The following is a 16,051-nucleotide window of genomic DNA, read 5'->3' on the forward strand; positions in this document are numbered from 1 at the left end:
AATGGGGCGGCCCCTGCTTGCAGGCGGTGCGAACGCGGAGGTCAGGGCCATGATGACCCTTCCCGAACTTGCGGCCGACGCTCTCGGCAAATTCCTCGGCGAGTACATGCAGCGCCGGTTCGGCACGTCGCAGACCCAGCTTGTCGAGACGGTGCCCTCGATCGCGCGGATCGCGATCGAATGCATCGGCAACAGCGATGCGCTCTTTCACAATGTCGAGCACACCATGCTGGTGACGCTGGCCGGCCACGACATCCTGCGCGGGCGGGCACTGCATTCGCACATGACCGCAGAGGACTATGCCCATGTCATCATCGCCTGCCTCATGCACGACATCGGCTATGTGCGCGGGTTGTTCGAGGCCGACGACGCGGACGGCTATCTGATCGCCGCCGACGGACGCAAGGTCGTGCTGCCGCGCGGCGCATCGGATGCCGCGTTGATGCCCTATCACGTCGACCGCTCCAAGATGTTCGTGACGGAGCGGATCAAGGGCATCGCCCAGCTCGACCGGGGACGGATCGCACACGCCATCGAGGGCACGCGCTTTCCGTTGAGCGCCCCGAACGACAACGGAGCATTCGACGAGGATGCCGCATTGCTGCGCGCCGCCGACCTGATCGGGCAGCTCGGCGATCCCAACTACATCCGCAAGGCCAACGCGCTCTACCTGGAGTTCGAGGAGGCCGGGCTGAACCGCGAGCTCGGCTACAATTCGCCGGCCGACCTCGTCAATCTCTATCCCCAGTTCTACTGGGATAGCGTCGCGCCGCATGTCCAGAAGGCGATCCGCCACCTCAACATCACCTCGGCCGGACGGCAATGGATTGCCAATCTCTACGGCAACGTCTTCCGCGCCGAGCGCGACATCTCGCTGTCGGGGCCGCAGAAATAGGCAGGCACTGGGCAGAAGAACATGGCCCCGTCACCCTGAGGAGGCCGCGCAGCGGCCGTCTCGAAGGGCAACGGCCCGACTGGGGCCGTGCATCCTTCGAGACGCGCTACGCGCTCCTCAGGATGACGGGATTACGTTCGCACGGTCCGATGGCGTCTCTCGCGATGATGACATCAATGATCGGGCAGCAGCCGGACAGATTGAGACGCGCCGCGCATGGCACCAATCCGCTCTTTCGTCTTGCCGCAGCGCCAGATTCGGGCACAACATCAGCCAATAATGGCCGACCTCCGCGCTTTGCCCGCCGCTCCTCCCGTTCATCGCTCGCCGTTGCGCTGGCTCAACAACCAGCCCTATCTGCTGCTCAGCCTGACGTCGCTGTTCTGGGCCGCCAACATCGTGCTGGCGCGCCATGTCGGCAGCCATGTGCCGCCGATCACGCTGACCACGATTCGCTGGACCGGCGTCTTCCTGATCCTGCTGCCGTTCGCCTGGCCGCATCTCAAGCAGGACTGGCCGAAGCTGCGCGGCGCGCTGCCGCTGATGCTGCTGCTGTCGGCGACCGGCTTCGCGTTCAACAACGCGATCTCCTATTGGGCGATGCAGTATACCGAGGCGCTGAATGCGCTCCTGATCCAGTCGGCTGGGCCCCTCTTCGTGGCGCTGTGGTCGCTGATCCTGTTCGGCGTCCGGCTGACGCCGGCGCAGCTCGCCGGCATCGCGATCTCGCTGGCCGGCGTGCTCACCATCATCCTGCGCGGCGACTTCTCCGCGCTCGCCAGCATCAGCTTCAACAGGGGCGACATCATGTTCGGCTCCTCGCTGGTGTCGTTCGGGCTCTATTCGGCGCTGATCCCGCGCCGGCCGAGGATCCATCAGCTCTCGCTGATCTCGTTCACCACCTGCTGCGGCGCACTATTGCTGCTGCCGTTCGCATCCTGGGAGTTCGCAAGCGGCGCGCGGCTGCAGTTCGACCTTCTGACCATGGCGACGCTCGGCTTTGTGCTGATCTTTCCGTCCACCCTCGCTTATCTGTTCTTCAACCGCGGCATCGCGCTGATCGGCCCGAACCGCGCCGCGCCGTTCTTCCACCTGGTGCCGGTGTTCGGCTCGGCGATGGCGATCCTGCTGCTCGGCGAGACGCTCGCGCTGTTTCACCTGATCGGCTACGCGCTGGTGCTCGCCGGCGTCGTGATCGCCTCGCGGCAGGCATCGGCCAAGCGCTAAAGCGGGATGGGGTTAAGTTGAATCGAGTCACGGCGGTTTCGGTCGACCTCTCCCCGTCGGGGAGTCGGATTGCATCGTCAGATGCGATCCGGGTGAGGGGCTTCGCGCTCTCGATAGACCGTAACCCCTCACCCGATTTGCTGCGCAAATCGACCTCTCCCAAGGGAGAGGTGACCTCCGCCGCTGTTTCAGATCAAGCTAATCCCATCACGCGCTAAGTTCGCCGATCCACCCTACGCGATCGTTTTACGCCGCGCGGACCTTCTGCAGGAATTCGTCGACCGCGTTGCGCAGCATGCCGGACTGGGTGTCGAGCTCGCGGGCGTTCGACAGCACGTCGCTGGCCGCGGTGCCGGTCGCCGCGGCTGCGGTGGTGACGCCGCCGATATGCGCCGAGATCTCGCTGGAGCCGGCCGCGACTTGCTGGATGTTGCGCGCGATCTCGCGGGTCGCGTCGCCCTGCTGGTCGATCGCGGCCGAGATAGAGACGGTGATCTCGCTCATCTGGGCGATGGTCGCGGTGATGCCGCCGATCGAGGTCACCGCCTCGCCGGTGGAGGCCTGCATCGCCGCGACCTGGGCGGAGATTTCCTCGGTGGCCTTCGCGGTCTGGTTGGCAAGCGCCTTCACCTCGGAGGCGACCACCGCAAAGCCGCGGCCGGATTCGCCGGCGCGCGCCGCCTCGATGGTGGCGTTGAGCGCGAGCAGATTGGTCTGGGCCGCGATGGAGTGGATCAGCTTGACCACCTCGCCGATCTTCTCGGCTCCCGTGGAGAGCGCCTGCACGGTCGCGTTGGTGCGTTCGGCATCGGCCACCGCCTGGCTGGCGACCTCGCTGGAGCGAGCCACCTGGCGGGCGATCTCGGCAACCGAGCTGGACAGTTCTTCGGCCGCGGCGGCGACGGTACCGACATTGTTGGATGCGCTGTCGGACGCCGCACCGACGGTCGCGGCACGCGCGCTGGCATCGCTCGCCGTCGCGGTCATCGATTGCGCGGTGGTCTGCATGCCGGCGGCGGCTGAGGCGACCGAGCGGACGATACCATTCACGCTGCGCTCGAAATCGTCGGCGATGTTTTCCATCGTGGAGCGGCGATCGGCGGCGGCGCGGGCCTGACTCGCGGCCTCGGCCTGCTCGAGGTCGCGGATCTTGACCGCGTTGTCCTTGAAGATCTGCACGGTCGCCGCCATCGCGCCGACCTCGTCGCTGCGGCTGACACCGGGAATCTCGCCGTCGAGCTTGCCGTCCGCGATGTCGCGCATCCGGGCGCCGAGCAGGTTCAGCGGCCGGGAAATGCTGCGGCCGATCAGCCAGGCAGCCGATCCCGAGATGATGCCGATGCCGACGATCGCGAGGCCGAGCAGCCAGATGATCGGCCGCATCTTGGTGTCGAGATCGTCGAGATAGACGCCGGTGCCGACGAACATGTTCCAGCCGGGGATCGCGACCGCGTAGGACAGCTTGCGGATCGGCTCTTCCTGGCCCGGCTTCATATATTCGTAGCGCAAGGTGACATCGCCCTTGGCGGCCACGCCGTCGCGCAACTCGCGCGCCAGCTTGCGGCCGTTGGTTTCAACATCGAGGCGATTCTGCCCGATCTGCTTCGGGTCCGGAGCAAGAACCGTGACGCCTTCCATCGTATAGGCAAACACATAGCCCGAGCCGTTGTCATAGCTCAGCGTGTTACCGCGACGGCCGAACTCGGCGATCGCCGCGTCCTTGGTCAGTTGGCCCGCATCGACCTGCTTCTGCAGCCCGATCGCCATGTTGCGCGCCATTTCGGCGATCGCCTTGCTCTGCTCGAAACGCGCGTTCACCATCTCACGCTGCATGAGGTAGCCGGCGAGGATGCCTGCCGTGCACAGACCAAGGAGCGTCACCCCCACCAGAATGCCGAGCTTGGGGGTGATCTTCAGATTTGACAGCTTCACGGGGATCTCCGGGCGGGAAACGCAGCGCGATTGGTGGATTGATTCCGCACACCGTAATATGAGAGCCTTTACCCGTTGGTTACGGAGGTTCCCCGTAGTAGCCCGGAGACCAGAGCGCGGACCAACCGGCAATTGTGGAGGAGCCACTGGAGAGCCACTCAAGTCGCATAGACGTAAATGGCGGCGGCGCAAGGCCGTGGCCCAAGCAAGAAGCCAAGCAAGAACAACGAGCAACAAAAGAACAGAAGACTCACATCGGGAGCACGCAATGTCGAAATTCAGAGTGGTCACGCCGAAGGGCGCGAGCTTCACGGTCGCCGGCGGCGGCTACGACTATGAAAAGGAGGCGCTCGATCCGATCGGCGCCGAGATCGTCGAGGCTCCGGCCAACGAGGCGGAATTCATCGCCGCGGCCAAGACCGCCGATGCGATCTACGCCAAGGGCATGCCGATCACCAAAGCGATCATCGACGCGCTGGAGAACTGCAAGGTGATCACGCTCGGCAGCGTCGGCGTCGACTCGGTCGACGTGAAGGCAGCGACCGCCCGCGGCATCCCCGTCACCAACATCCCCGACACCTTCATCGAGGAAGTCGCCGACCATGCCATGATGCTGCTGCTCGCCGGCTTCCGCCGCCTGATCGAGCAGGACAAGATGGTGCGCTCCGGCCGCTGGGCCGAAGGCCGCCCGGCACTGTTGAAGATTCCCCGTCTGATGGGGCAGACGCTCGGCTTCATTTCGTTCGGCCGGGTTGCGCGCGCGGTGGCGAAACGCGCCGCTCCGTTCGGCTTGCGGATGATGGCCTACGATCCATTCATCCAGGAAACGCTGATGTATGACCACGGCGTGATACCGGCGACGCTGTCGGAGGTGCTGTCACAATCGGATTTCGTCTCGATGCATGCCCCCGCCAGGCCCGAGGTGCATCACATGCTGACCGAGAAGCATTTCCGCCAGATGAAAAAATCGGCCATCTTCATCAACACCGGGCGCGGCGCCACCGTCGACGAGGAGTCGCTGATCAAGGCGTTGCAGGAGGGCTGGATCGCCCACGCCGCGCTCGACGTGCTGGAAAAGGAGCCGCCGTCGCACAACAACCCGATGCTCGGGATGGACAATGTTACCTTGACCGCCCATGTCGCCTCGGCCTCGGCACGTTTTGACGAGGCGCGCAAGCGTCGGGTGGGCTACGAATTGTCACTAGTGCTGCAAGGCATGTGGCCGGTAAGCTGCGTCAACCCGTCGGTGCTGCAGAACACCGCGCTGCGCCGCTGGCAGCCTGTCAGCATGGATCGCGGTCCAAACAGCTAGGCGGCGTCGAAGCGCCGTCGCGCGACCAGCCATCCCGCATTCGCGTACGGGACGGGCTCGGGCTTGCGCGAGGGCGCGCCGGAACGAATGAGAACCTTCACTGGTGGCCAACGCCGGGAGGGAAACATAAGAACAAGGAGAGAAACGAGATGAAGACCGAGATTACGCGCCGCGACGCCTTGGCGCTGGGGGTTTCCGCCGCAGCACTGGTCGCGACCGGCGCGTCGGCGCAGGATGCGTCGAAGGTGAAGGCCGCCGACGCGGCGGCGCCGTCGCTGCCGATCGAGAAGGGCGCGTCCTTGCGGATGCTGCGGCCGGTGCGCTTCGTCCAGGCCGACGAGGACGTGTTCCGCGCCAATGCCAAGAAATTCACCGACAAGACCGGCGTCGAGATCAAGGTCGATTTCGTCGGCTGGGAGGACATCAACCAGCAGACCGCCGTCACCTCGAACTCCGGCGCCGGCCCCGACATGATCATCGGCTTCGGCGACGCACCGCACATCTATGTCGACAAGCTGGTCGAGCTGACCGATGTCGCCGACTATCTCGACAAGCGCTATGGCGGCTGGCTGGCGCTGGCGCGGCGCTACGGCATGCGTTCGAAGTCCAAGACCTGGATCGGGCTGCCGTTCGGCGCCTCCGGCGGCCCCCTCGTCTACCGCAAGTCGCTGGTCAACGCCGCCGGCTTCGACAAGGTGCCGGAAGACCACGCCGGCTTCCTCGAGCTCTGCAAGAAGCTGAAGGCGGCCGGCAAGCCCGCCGGCTTCGCGCTCGGCAACGCCGTCGGCGACGGCAACGGCTTCGCCAACTGGCTGTTGTGGTCGCACAACGCCGCGCTGCTGGATGAGGAAGGCAATATCATCATCAACAGCAAGGAAACGATCGCCGCGCTGAAATACCTGAAGGAGATCTATCCGACCTTCATTGCCGGCACGCCGTCTTGGAACGATGTCTCCAACAACCGCGCCTACTCGTCGCAAGAGATCGGCCTGACCGCCAATGGCGTCTCGCTGTACTTCTCGCTGAAGAACGATCCCGCGACCAAGGCGATCGCCGACGACACCGAGCATCAGTTCCTGATCAAGGGGCTGGCGCAGACCTCGCCGATGTCGGGCCTGACCCTGAATGCGATGGTGTTCAAGCACAGCAAGTACCCCAACGCGGCGAAGGCGTTCCTGCAATTCATGCTCGAACACGAGCAATACGAGCCGTGGCTCAACGCCAACTCCGGCTACTGGTCGCAGCCGCTGGCGGCCTATGCCGACGCCGCGGTGTGGTCGAGCGATCCCAAGGTCGCGATCTTCAAGGACACGATGAAGAGCCCCTATTACAACGGCTATAAGGGGCCGATCTCGACCGCGACCGGCGCCGTCAACGCCGACTACGTCCTGGTGCAGATGTGCGCATCGGTCGCAACCGACGCAGCAACGCCGGAAGCCGCCGCGGCGGAAGCCGAGCGGCGGGCCAAGCGATACTTCCGCCGCTGAGCTGAGCACACCTGGATCAACCGTCATTGCGAGCGAAGCGAAGCAATCCATAGCGCCGCAAAGGAGGAATGGATTGCTTCGTCAGCGGAGTTTATCGTCGGGCCGGCCAGCGGCCGGACCCGTTGGCTCCTCGCAATGACGACAGCGCACGAGTATTCAATGTCTGTAACGACCCTGCCATCGCGAGGAATGGCGCTGCGCCAGCCGAACTGGCTGATGCGCCTGTTCGATTATAAACCATTCCTGGTCGTGGTGTGCCTCACGCCCGCGATCGGCCTGCTCGCGGTGTTCCTGACCTATCCGCTCGGCCTCGGCATCTGGCTCGCCTTCACCGACACCACGATCGGCCGCGGCGGCGTCTATGTGGGGCTGGAGAACTTCCAGTACCTGCTGAGCGATCCCTTGTGGTGGAGCGCGGTGTTCTACAGCATTTTCTACACCGCGGTCGCGACCTTCGGAAAGTTCGCGCTCGGCTTCTGGCTGGCGCTGCTGCTCAACAATCACTTCCCGCTCAAGAGCCTGATCCGCGCCATCGTGCTGCTGCCGTGGATCGTGCCGACCGTGCTGTCGGCGCTGGCCTTCTGGTGGATCTACGATCCGCAATTCTCGATCATCTCCTACGTTCTCGTCGACGTACTGCATTGGCGCACCACCAATGTCGATTTCCTCGGCTCGCCCTGGCCGGCGCGGTTCTCGCTGATCGCGGCCAATATCTGGCGCGGCATCCCGTTCGTCGCGATCTCGCTGCTGGCGGGATTGCAGACCATCTCGCCTTCGCTCTATGAGGCCGCGATGCTCGACGGCGCCACCGCCTGGCAGCGCTTCCGCTACATCACCTTCCCGATGATGATGCCGATCCTGGCGATCGTGATGACGTTCTCCATCATCTTCACCTTCACCGATTTCCAGCTCGTCTACGCCATCACCCGCGGCGGTCCGGTCAATTCGACCCACCTGCTCGCAACGCTGGCGTTCCAGCGCGGTATCGCCGGCGGCGAGCTCGGCGAGGGCGCAGCGATCGCGGTGTCGATGATCCCGTTCCTCGTGTTCGCGACGCTGTTCAGCTACTTCGGCCTCGCACGCCGCAAATGGCAGCAGGGAGAAGCCAATGACTGACGTCGCAGCCCAATCGAGCAACGTCGGCAAGGCCACGCCCGACACGATGGCATGGGATTCCCGCGCGCGGCGGGCGGTGATGATCTATCTGCCGCTGGCCTGCTTCGTCGTGATCCTGCTGTTTCCGTTCTACTGGATGGCGATCACCTCGTTCAAACCCAACGCGGAGCTGCTGAACTACAAGGAGCACAACCCATTCTGGATCACCTCGCCGACGCTCGCGCATATCAAGCATCTGCTGTTCGAGACCGATTATCCGCGCTGGCTGAAGACGACGATGGTGGTCGCGATCGGCTCGACCTTCCTGTCGCTGTTCGCCTCGACGCTCGCCGCTTACGCGATCGAGCGGCTGCGCTTCCGCGGCAGCCCCTATGTCGGCCTCGGTATCTACCTTGCGTATCTGGTGCCGCCGTCGATCCTGTTCATTCCGCTCGCCACCGTGATCGTGCAGTTCGGCCTGTTCGACTCGCCGATGGCGCTGATCCTGGTCTATCCGACCTTCCTGGTGCCGTTCTGCACCTGGCTTCTGATCGGCTATTTCAAGTCGATCCCCTACGAGCTCGAGGAGTGCGCGCTGGTCGACGGCGCAACCCGGCTGCAGATCCTGCGGCGGATCACGCTGCCGCTCGCGGTGCCCGGCCTGATCTCGGCCGGCATCTTCTCCTTCACGCTGTCCTGGAACGAGTTCATTTACGCGCTCGCCTTCATCCAGAGCGGCGCCAACAAGACCGTGCCGGTCGCGATCCTGACCGAGTTGATCACCGGCGACGTCTATCAGTGGGGCGCGCTGATGGCGGGCTCGCTGCTCGGCTCGCTGCCGGTGGCGCTGTTCTACTCGCTGTTCGTCGACTACTACGTGTCGTCGCTGACCGGCGCGGTGAAGGAGTAGCCAAGCGGTCATCAGATCGGAGCGGGCACACTCCATCTTCGTCATGCTGAGGTGCGAGCGAAGCGAGCCTCGAAGCATGCACGGCCGCAGTCGGGCCGTCGCCCTTCGAGACGGCCGCTTCGCAGCCTCCTCAGGGTGACGGTGAGAGGGATTGCGCAGACCGAGTAGATCCGCACTACCTCGGCACAAAGGCGACCGGCACGCTGAAGATCATCGTGCCCTGGGTGATCTCCGTCGGAAACGCCGGAAACGGCTGGGCCTGGCGAACCATCGCCAGTGCACGTGCGTCGAAGGTCACATTGCCGGAAGAGCCGCTGAGGCGGCTCGACAGCACCTGTCCGCCGCGTCCCAACGTGAAGCTCAAATGGACCACGCCGCGCTGGCCATTGCTGCCGGGCGGATAGGAGTGGAAGCGCATCAGATGCGCGCGGACGCGCTGGTTGTAGGCGGCGACTGCCGATGCGGATGCACCTGCGCTGATCGATGACGCCATCGGCGCCCGACGCTCGGCGCGCGACGGCGCACTGGTGCGCGGCGCGGGCACAGAATCCGACGGATGCTTGGCCTCGCGGCGAACCACCTTCGGCTTCACCGGTGCCGGTTTCTGCTCGGGAATGACCTTCGCGGGCTCCACCTTCGGCGGCGAAGCCTGCTGCGTCGGCGCCGGCGGCGCGACCACGTCGGGCTTGTCCTGCGGCGGTGTCGGCGCAATCTGCTCCTGTACGGCCTGCGCGGCCACGGGCTCCGGCGGCGCGGCATCCGCCTCCTGCATGACGGGGCCTGGCGGCACCTCTGCGGGCGTGATCTCGGGTGAGGAAGTGATCGGCGTCAGGTCCACCAGGACAGTCGGCACCGCGACGCCCGGCGGCGGCGCGGAGGCCCAGCTCAGGCCGAGCGCGATGACTGCCGCGTGTATCGCGAGGATCGCCACGGCCGAGAGGCCCCAGCAACGCAACCCAGCCTCATCGCCCGTGTCGTGCAGCGCAAAGGCGTTCATGGCGCGCAGTGATCGTCATTATTGGAATCGGAGGATCCGCCCGCATCACCTCTCCCCATCGGGGAGAGGTCGGCGCGAAGCGCCGGGTGAGCGACTATCTGGATTGTCAAGTTGCATTGGGGTAAGCGGCACGCGCATCGCGTGCTTTGGCGTTGAGGCGGACCAGGAGCTTGCGGGCGAGCGCAATGCGCACGACCATTTTCTCCTTGCCAGCCTTGAGCAGCCGGTCGCGGAACTCGCCGAGGCTGTTGTCGTAGCGGGCGGCGATGGCCGCGACGAGGAAGAGGATGGAGCGGACGCCGGCGCGGCCGCCGCGGGTGGGTCGCTTACCCTTGCGCTTGCCACTGTCATTGGCGATCGGGGCGAGACCGGCAAGCTTGGCAATGGCCTTGTTGGACACCGTGCCGATCTCCGGCAGCTCGGCATGGAGGCGGGCGACGGTCCGTCCGGCAACGCCCTTCATCTCGCGCCAGGTCTCGGCGAGCTTTGCCCACAGCGGGTCGTCATCGATCATCGAAGCGATCTCCCCTTCGAGCGAGAGGGATTGGCGCTTCAGCAGGACGATCACCTCGTCAATGCTCGCACGCATCTCGCCGTTGTCGAACATGCTGGCGCGGCGCTGCTTCTGGACGGTCAGATCGTCGGTGACCTGTCTGAGCCTTGTCACCAGGGCCTTCAGCCGCTGCTGGGCTTCGCTTGGCAGCGGGGTCGCTGCCAAGTTCTTGGCATGGGCGAAGCGGGCAATCACCGAGGAATCGATCCGGTCGGTCTTCTCCAGAATGCCCATCGCCTCGGCATAGCGCCGGACGCTGCGGGGATTGGTCAGCGCGCAACTGATCCCCTCCTCCCAGAGCCCGACGAACACCCCTCGCTCGTAACCGCCACTGGCCTCCATCACCGCCAACGTGACGGCGTGCTCGCGACAGAACGCGGCCAGCTTGGCAATGCCTGCGGCATCATTATCGAAGCTCGCAAACCGTTGTCCGGGTTCGATACAGGCATCGAGCCTGGCCTTCGAAACGTCCACTCCACAAATCGTCTTCTTCACGGTAACCTGCCTTGTCCATGCGATCGGAACTCAAGCGACTGTTCGGTCGTGCGTGACATGGCGAAGATCCCAGAGCTCACCCACGGTTGTAGCCGGAGGGGCAAACGGGCGACATCGCCACGCGCTTTGGCCGGTGGCCACCGGCCAAAGCGCAAGTCGCTTCCATCGCACAAATCATGGCCGTGCAGATACAAGGGGCCTCTAGTCCCATGAGGGAGCGCAACCCCTCACCCGGATCGCATCTCGCGATGCGATCCGACCTCTCCCACAAGGGGAGAGGTGGACTTCCGAGACGACAGCCGTTTCCCTTCATCGACATCAGCTTCGCCCGTCGAGACCGACCAGCGCGATCTTGAGATAGCCTGCGTTGCGCAGCAGGTTCATCACCTCCATCAGGTCGCCGTAGCTGACCGCCTTGTCGGCACGCAGGAAGATGCGCTCGTCCCGGTTGCCGTGAGTGGCGCCGTCGAGTGTCATTGTCAGCGCATCGCGCGCGATGACGTCCTCGCCGACCGCGACCGAGAGATCCGGCTTCACGGTGACGAACACCGGCTTGTCCGGCCGCGGCTGCGGCTCGGCGGTGCTGGCGGGCAGGTCGACGCCGAGATCGACGGTGGCGAGCGGCGCTACCACCATGAAGATGATGAGCAGCACCAGCATCACGTCGATGAACGGCGTGACGTTGATCTCATGCGCCTCGACGAGATCGTCGTCGCGGCGCCGGCCACCGAGCGCGCCGCTGGAGCCGAGCTTGGCGCCCATCTCCCTACTCCGCCGCGTGCGCCAGCCGAAGCAGGCTGCGATCGCCCTCCCGGCTGACCAGCAGCATCACCATCGCGGAGGCATCGCCGAGCAGCGCGCGATGCGCCGCGATCACCCGCGTCAGATGGTTGTAGATCACGACCGCGGGGATCGCCGCGATCAGGCCGAGCGCGGTGGCGAGCAACGCTTCCGCGATGCCCGGTGTGACCACCGCGAGGTTGGTGGTGTGGGCCTCGGAGATGCCGATGAAGGCGTTCATGATGCCCCAGACCGTGCCGAACAGGCCGACGAACGGCGCGGTGGCGCCGATCGTGGCGAGCACGCCCGTGCCCCGCGCGATCTGCCGCGACATCGCCGCTTCAACCCGTTCGAGCCGGAGCGCGATGCGCTCCTTGAGGCCATCATCGAACAGGCCGCCGGAGAGCGTCGCCTCGCGCGCCGCGGACCGGATGATCTGCGCCACCGCGTCGCTGCCGTCGCGGCTCGCCTGCTCGACCTCGATAAGCCGGGTGTCGCGCTCGAGCAGGCCGATCCACTGCCTGGCGATCGCGGTCTTGCGTCTGATCTCGACGGTCTTGGCGAGCCAGATCGTCCAGGTGACGAGGGAGGCGAAGGCGAGCCCGATCATCACGGCCTTCACCACGATGTCGGCGCTCTGGAACATGCCCCAGGGCGAGAGGTTGCGCGGCAGCAGCGCGGTGTCGGTCGCAGCGTCGCTCACATCAGGTGGCATGACGCCGAGCACGGCGACTGGCACCGTCCAGATGCTTCGCCCGAGCCATCGCTGCGACATGATCGCCTCCCGTCCCTATCCAGTTATCAGCCCATTCTTGGCGCCAGCCGATCCGCCAGCGCGTGGAAGCGCCGGAGCTGGTCACCGCGCAGCGCGCGCGTATCGTCGCGGCCGACGAACACCTTGAACATGATGCCGCCGGCCGAATTGATGAAGGCGATGAATGCCGACGTCTTGCCCATGAACGGACGTTCGACGAAGGCGATCGCCGCGCAGCGCTCGTGACGAAGATGGCCGTGCAGGCCTTTCGGCTGCATCAGGTTGAAGTAACCGCGGCCGACCTCACCTTTCGGAATTGCTCCGGTGAACTCGAAGATCGCATCCTCGGTGTGCACGATCAGCGTCACCTCGCCCCATTCTGCGATATCCTGCATCGCGGCTGCGAATTCGCCGGCGCCGAATTGCACCATGCTGTCCGGCAGCGCCTCGAGCACCGTACGCGGCGTGACCTTGCGCTCGCGCGCGACGTCCTCGATCACCGCGCCGGGATTATCGGCCATATACGCCTTGAGGTCGGCGAGCTCGGTCGAGAGCATCGATGCCTCCGTCACGCTGCGGCGCCCTTCCTGCGCTCGGTAATCAGCACCTCGAATCCCTCGAACTTGGGATGGCCGAGATAGAGGCTGCCGCCGGTCTCGTTGCCGGCGCGGGAATGGGCGCGGCGGAACGCCTCCGACTTGGTCCAGGCCTCGAACGCGGCCTTGTCCGCCCATACCGTGTGGGTCGCATAGAGCGTGTGGTCTTCGGCCTCCGGGCCCTTCACCAGGTGAAACTCGATGAAGCCCGGCAGATCGCCGAGATAGGATTCACGGGTCTTCCAGACCGTCTCGAAGGCTTCCTCCGAGCCCTTCTTCACCTGAAACCGGTTCATTGCGATGAACATGAAAGAGTTCTCCTGTTTGCGGCGGACGCCTCTGGCGATCCTGCCGGTTGATCTCGTTGATAACATGAACACGCCAAGGCCGCGCTGGGGGCACCAGCGCGGCCGGAGCAACCTGGATGGAAGGATCGGCTCGTCGCGTCACGCTCCACCGAGGTGAATCTTCAGCCCGGCCTTGTAGACGGTGCCCGGACCAGGGCTCGAGAACAACACGTCGTTCTGCGTGGTGCCGTCGGTCGAACTGCCCGGGATCGCGTAGGGCCGGTAGTACTGGTTCAACAGGTTGTCGACCGACGCCGTGAAGGTGATGTCCTTGGTGGCGTTCCAGGTCAGATAGAGATTGACGAGCTCATAGGCCGTCGAGGGCAGATAGCCCGCCGGAAGATCGTTGTTGGCGCCGAATGACGACCACTGCGCCGCGATCGTCAACGTGCGGTCGAGCAGGCGCACGCCCGCCGTCGTCGTCACCTTGCGCGGCGTGATCGTGGCGAGACCGATATTGGTCTGGGTGTTCTTGCCCCGCATCAGGTGACCACTGAGACCAAGGAACCAGGTGCCGGCGTCGTACATCGTCTCGGCCTCGATGCCCTCGATGCGGGCATGCGCGATGTTCTGGTATTGGTAGAACTGGCTGAAGGAGCCGAACGGCGGCACCGGGGTCGGCGTCGAGGCGACCAGATCGATATAGCCGTCGACATCGTTGCGGAACACGTTGATCTTGCCGCGGAACGTATCGCCGGCGGAGAAGATGCCGTCATACTTCAGGTTGACGCCGGCTTCCTTGTTCTTGCCGACCTCGGGCCGCAGGCCGGGATTCGGCAGGAAGCAGAACAGGCCGCTGGTGCCGTCGGGGCAGACAAAGAACGCCGGGCCGCCGCCGGTCGCGTGGCCGCCGGCAATCAGCGTCTCGGTGATCGACGGCGCGCGATAGCCCTCGGCGTAGCTGACATAGGGCGTGAAGCCCGCGACCGGCGTAACGCCGACCGTGATCTTCGGCGAGAAGCGATCGCCGCTGGTCGAGGTGTTGAAGGAACTGAGATCGTAGCGGTCGTACCTGACGGCGCTGACGATTTCGAGCCAGCTCGAATAGTTCTGCTTCAACTGAACGAAGCCGCCGGACACCGTGCGCTGCCCGCCGGGAGTCGTGATGTTGGAGTTGCCGCGGCCATCGAAGGTCTGGACGTCGTCGCGGAAGGCATCGAAGCCGTAGGTGACGGCGTTGCGCCACTCGCCGATGTCGAAGCGCGAGGTGTTGTTGACGTCGAGGCCGACCGTATCGAGCGAATAGCCGCGCTTGTCGCCGACGCAGCCGGAGATGTTGTTGCCGGCAATGCCCGCCCCGCAATAGGCCGATCCAGACGTGCTGTAGTGGTAGGTCTTGGTCTGGTCGTTGTCGGTGCGATTGCCGTAGACCGAGATGTTCCAGTCGAACAGCATGTCGTCCGGCCTGGAGTATTTCCAGCTCAGCGTACCCGTGTAGTTCCTAACGTCGGATGCGTAGACCGACGAGCCCTGGTACAGCGCGCGCTGCGCCGCGGTCAGCACCGGGCCGCGATTGAACTGGCCGATGTCATACTGATAATCCTGGAACACGCCGCCGAGCTTGATCTCGTGACCTTCGGCCGGACGGACTGTCACCTTCATCAGGCCGCCGGCGATCTCGTTGCCGGTGTTGCCGATCTCAGTGCCCGAGCCGTCCTTGTAATTGCCCTGGGTGCGATAGACGGCGCCGCCGAACACGTCGACATTGGGATCGACCCGCACTCCGCCGAACACCGAGCCCATGCCGCGATCCCGGTTGGTGCCGTAGGAGCCCGACATGTCGACGCCCCAGCGCTCGCCCGGACGCAGCACATCGTCGATATCCTTGGTACGGAACGAGACCACGCCGCCGATCGCGCCGGAGCCGTTGATGTTCGCGGTCGGGCCGCGCACCACATCGACGCCGCCGATCAACTCGGGATCGAGGAAGAACGAGCCGTTGGCGTTGTGGCCGGTGCGCTGATAGTTCTGCCGCGCGCCGTCGACGACCACGGCGACACGGCCGAAGTCCTGCAGGCCGCGGATGTTGATCACGGTCGACGGATCGTCGCCGCGCTCCTGGACCGAGACGCCAGGCACATTATAGAAGATGTCGGACAGCCGGTTCGGCTGCAGGCCCTGAATCTTCTCCAGCGTCACGACGCTCACCGGCGCCAGCGTATCGATCGCGCGCTCATCGGTCTTGTTCGCAACCGCCGTGATGGTGTCGAGCGATTGCACCGGCACCGCGCCGATCTGCGCCCGTGCATTGATGGGTGAAGACGCGGCCTGCTGCTCGGCCGGCGGCTTCGCCGGCTTGCGCTTCGCCTGCTTGGGCAGCGCCGGCGCGGGCCGCGCGGCCGACGGATCAGCGGTCTGGGCAAGACTGCCCTCCGACATGGTTGCCGCAAATGAAAACATTGACGCGCCCACAATCAGGGCGCGCGAATACCTAGCCCCGTCAGCCATACCAGCCCCAGCCCGATGATCGCTTGTTGGTTTGGCTGGCGTGCGCTCGGCAACGTGCGAGCGGCTTGCTGGCTAACGATGTCATTGCGATGCGGGCCACCCGCCCGCATCGTGTGACGATTGGTTACGTGCCGGCAACAAAGCGGTCAAGAATGCGGCGACGCTGTTTACATCGATTGTAAAGTGCGGCCGTTGGAATGCGCCTTGGCCCGCTTATACAAAC

The 16,051-nt window shown here is 64.9% G+C and carries 14 protein-coding genes; 6 read left to right on the forward strand and 8 right to left on the reverse strand.

The window, feature by feature from the left end:
• The first annotated feature begins 49 nt into the window (after positions 1 to 49).
• Positions 50 to 895, forward strand: a complete 846-nt coding sequence (locus P6U30_RS33335; protein ID WP_407166959.1) for a metal-dependent phosphohydrolase — start codon at positions 50 to 52, stop codon at positions 893 to 895.
• 279 nt (positions 896 to 1,174) lie between these two features.
• The gene (locus P6U30_RS33340) at positions 1,175 to 2,122 is read left to right on the forward strand and encodes a DMT family transporter (protein ID WP_407166960.1); all 948 of its coding nucleotides are present in this window, start codon (positions 1,175 to 1,177) and stop codon (positions 2,120 to 2,122) included.
• 246 nt (positions 2,123 to 2,368) lie between these two features.
• On the opposite strand, the gene P6U30_RS33345 is transcribed toward P6U30_RS33340, so the two are convergent.
• The gene (locus P6U30_RS33345) at positions 2,369 to 4,054 is read right to left on the reverse strand and encodes a methyl-accepting chemotaxis protein (RefSeq protein ID WP_407166961.1); all 1,686 of its coding nucleotides are present in this window, start codon (positions 4,052 to 4,054) and stop codon (positions 2,369 to 2,371) included.
• 268 nt (positions 4,055 to 4,322) lie between these two features.
• Here P6U30_RS33345 and P6U30_RS33350 point away from each other — a divergent pair, with 268 nt between their 5' ends.
• The 4 genes from P6U30_RS33350 to P6U30_RS33365 all read left to right on the forward strand — a co-directional run bounded on the left by P6U30_RS33350 (position 4,323) and on the right by P6U30_RS33365 (position 8,858).
• A complete protein-coding gene (locus P6U30_RS33350; protein ID WP_407166962.1) occupies positions 4,323 to 5,366 on the forward strand; it encodes a C-terminal binding protein in 1,044 nt (347 codons plus the stop codon).
• A gap of 149 nt (positions 5,367 to 5,515) precedes the next feature.
• Positions 5,516 to 6,853, forward strand: coding sequence for an ABC transporter substrate-binding protein (locus P6U30_RS33355; RefSeq protein ID WP_407166963.1), 1,338 nt, complete (start codon positions 5,516 to 5,518; stop codon positions 6,851 to 6,853).
• A gap of 159 nt (positions 6,854 to 7,012) precedes the next feature.
• Positions 7,013 to 7,969, forward strand: coding sequence for a carbohydrate ABC transporter permease (locus tag P6U30_RS33360; RefSeq protein ID WP_407148730.1), 957 nt, complete (start codon positions 7,013 to 7,015; stop codon positions 7,967 to 7,969).
• Entirely contained in the window at positions 7,962 to 8,858 is an 897-nt protein-coding gene (locus P6U30_RS33365; RefSeq protein WP_407166964.1) for a carbohydrate ABC transporter permease, read from the forward strand. The genes P6U30_RS33360 and P6U30_RS33365 overlap by 8 nt, the downstream gene beginning before the upstream one ends.
• A 175-nt stretch (positions 8,859 to 9,033) precedes the next feature.
• Here P6U30_RS33365 and P6U30_RS33370 read toward each other — a convergent pair whose 3' ends face one another.
• The 7 genes from P6U30_RS33370 to P6U30_RS33400 all read right to left on the reverse strand — a co-directional run bounded on the left by P6U30_RS33370 (position 9,034) and on the right by P6U30_RS33400 (position 15,828).
• Positions 9,034 to 9,855: a TonB family protein gene (locus P6U30_RS33370; RefSeq protein WP_407166965.1), complete on the reverse strand. Its 822-nt coding sequence runs from the start codon at positions 9,853 to 9,855 to the stop codon at positions 9,034 to 9,036.
• 106 nt (positions 9,856 to 9,961) lie between these two features.
• Positions 9,962 to 10,903 (reverse strand): IS110 family transposase, encoded by a 942-nt coding sequence (locus tag P6U30_RS33375; protein ID WP_407166174.1) that lies wholly within the window; start codon positions 10,901 to 10,903, stop codon positions 9,962 to 9,964.
• Between the two features lie 318 nt (positions 10,904 to 11,221).
• Complete coding sequence (exbD, locus tag P6U30_RS33380; RefSeq protein WP_407166966.1) at positions 11,222 to 11,665, reverse strand: TonB system transport protein ExbD; 444 nt, start codon at positions 11,663 to 11,665, stop codon at positions 11,222 to 11,224.
• 4 nt (positions 11,666 to 11,669) lie between these two features.
• Entirely contained in the window at positions 11,670 to 12,398 is a 729-nt protein-coding gene (gene exbB, locus P6U30_RS33385) for a tonB-system energizer ExbB (protein WP_407170601.1), read from the reverse strand.
• A gap of 86 nt (positions 12,399 to 12,484) precedes the next feature.
• A complete protein-coding gene (gene hutX / locus P6U30_RS33390; protein WP_407166967.1) occupies positions 12,485 to 12,994 on the reverse strand; it encodes a heme utilization cystosolic carrier protein HutX in 510 nt (169 codons plus the stop codon).
• Between the two features lie 11 nt (positions 12,995 to 13,005).
• Positions 13,006 to 13,341 carry an antibiotic biosynthesis monooxygenase family protein gene (locus P6U30_RS33395; protein WP_407166968.1) on the reverse strand — a complete coding sequence of 112 codons (336 nt, stop codon included), beginning with the start codon at positions 13,339 to 13,341 and terminating at the stop codon, positions 13,006 to 13,008.
• Positions 13,342 to 13,479: 138 nt separating this feature from the next.
• Positions 13,480 to 15,828, reverse strand: coding sequence for a TonB-dependent hemoglobin/transferrin/lactoferrin family receptor (locus P6U30_RS33400; RefSeq protein WP_407166969.1), 2,349 nt, complete (start codon positions 15,826 to 15,828; stop codon positions 13,480 to 13,482).
• Positions 15,829 to 16,051 lie beyond the last annotated feature (223 nt).

The sequence above is a fragment of the Bradyrhizobium sp. ORS 111 genome (assembly GCF_045571485.1).
Taxonomy (GTDB): Bacteria; Pseudomonadota; Alphaproteobacteria; order Rhizobiales; family Xanthobacteraceae; genus Bradyrhizobium.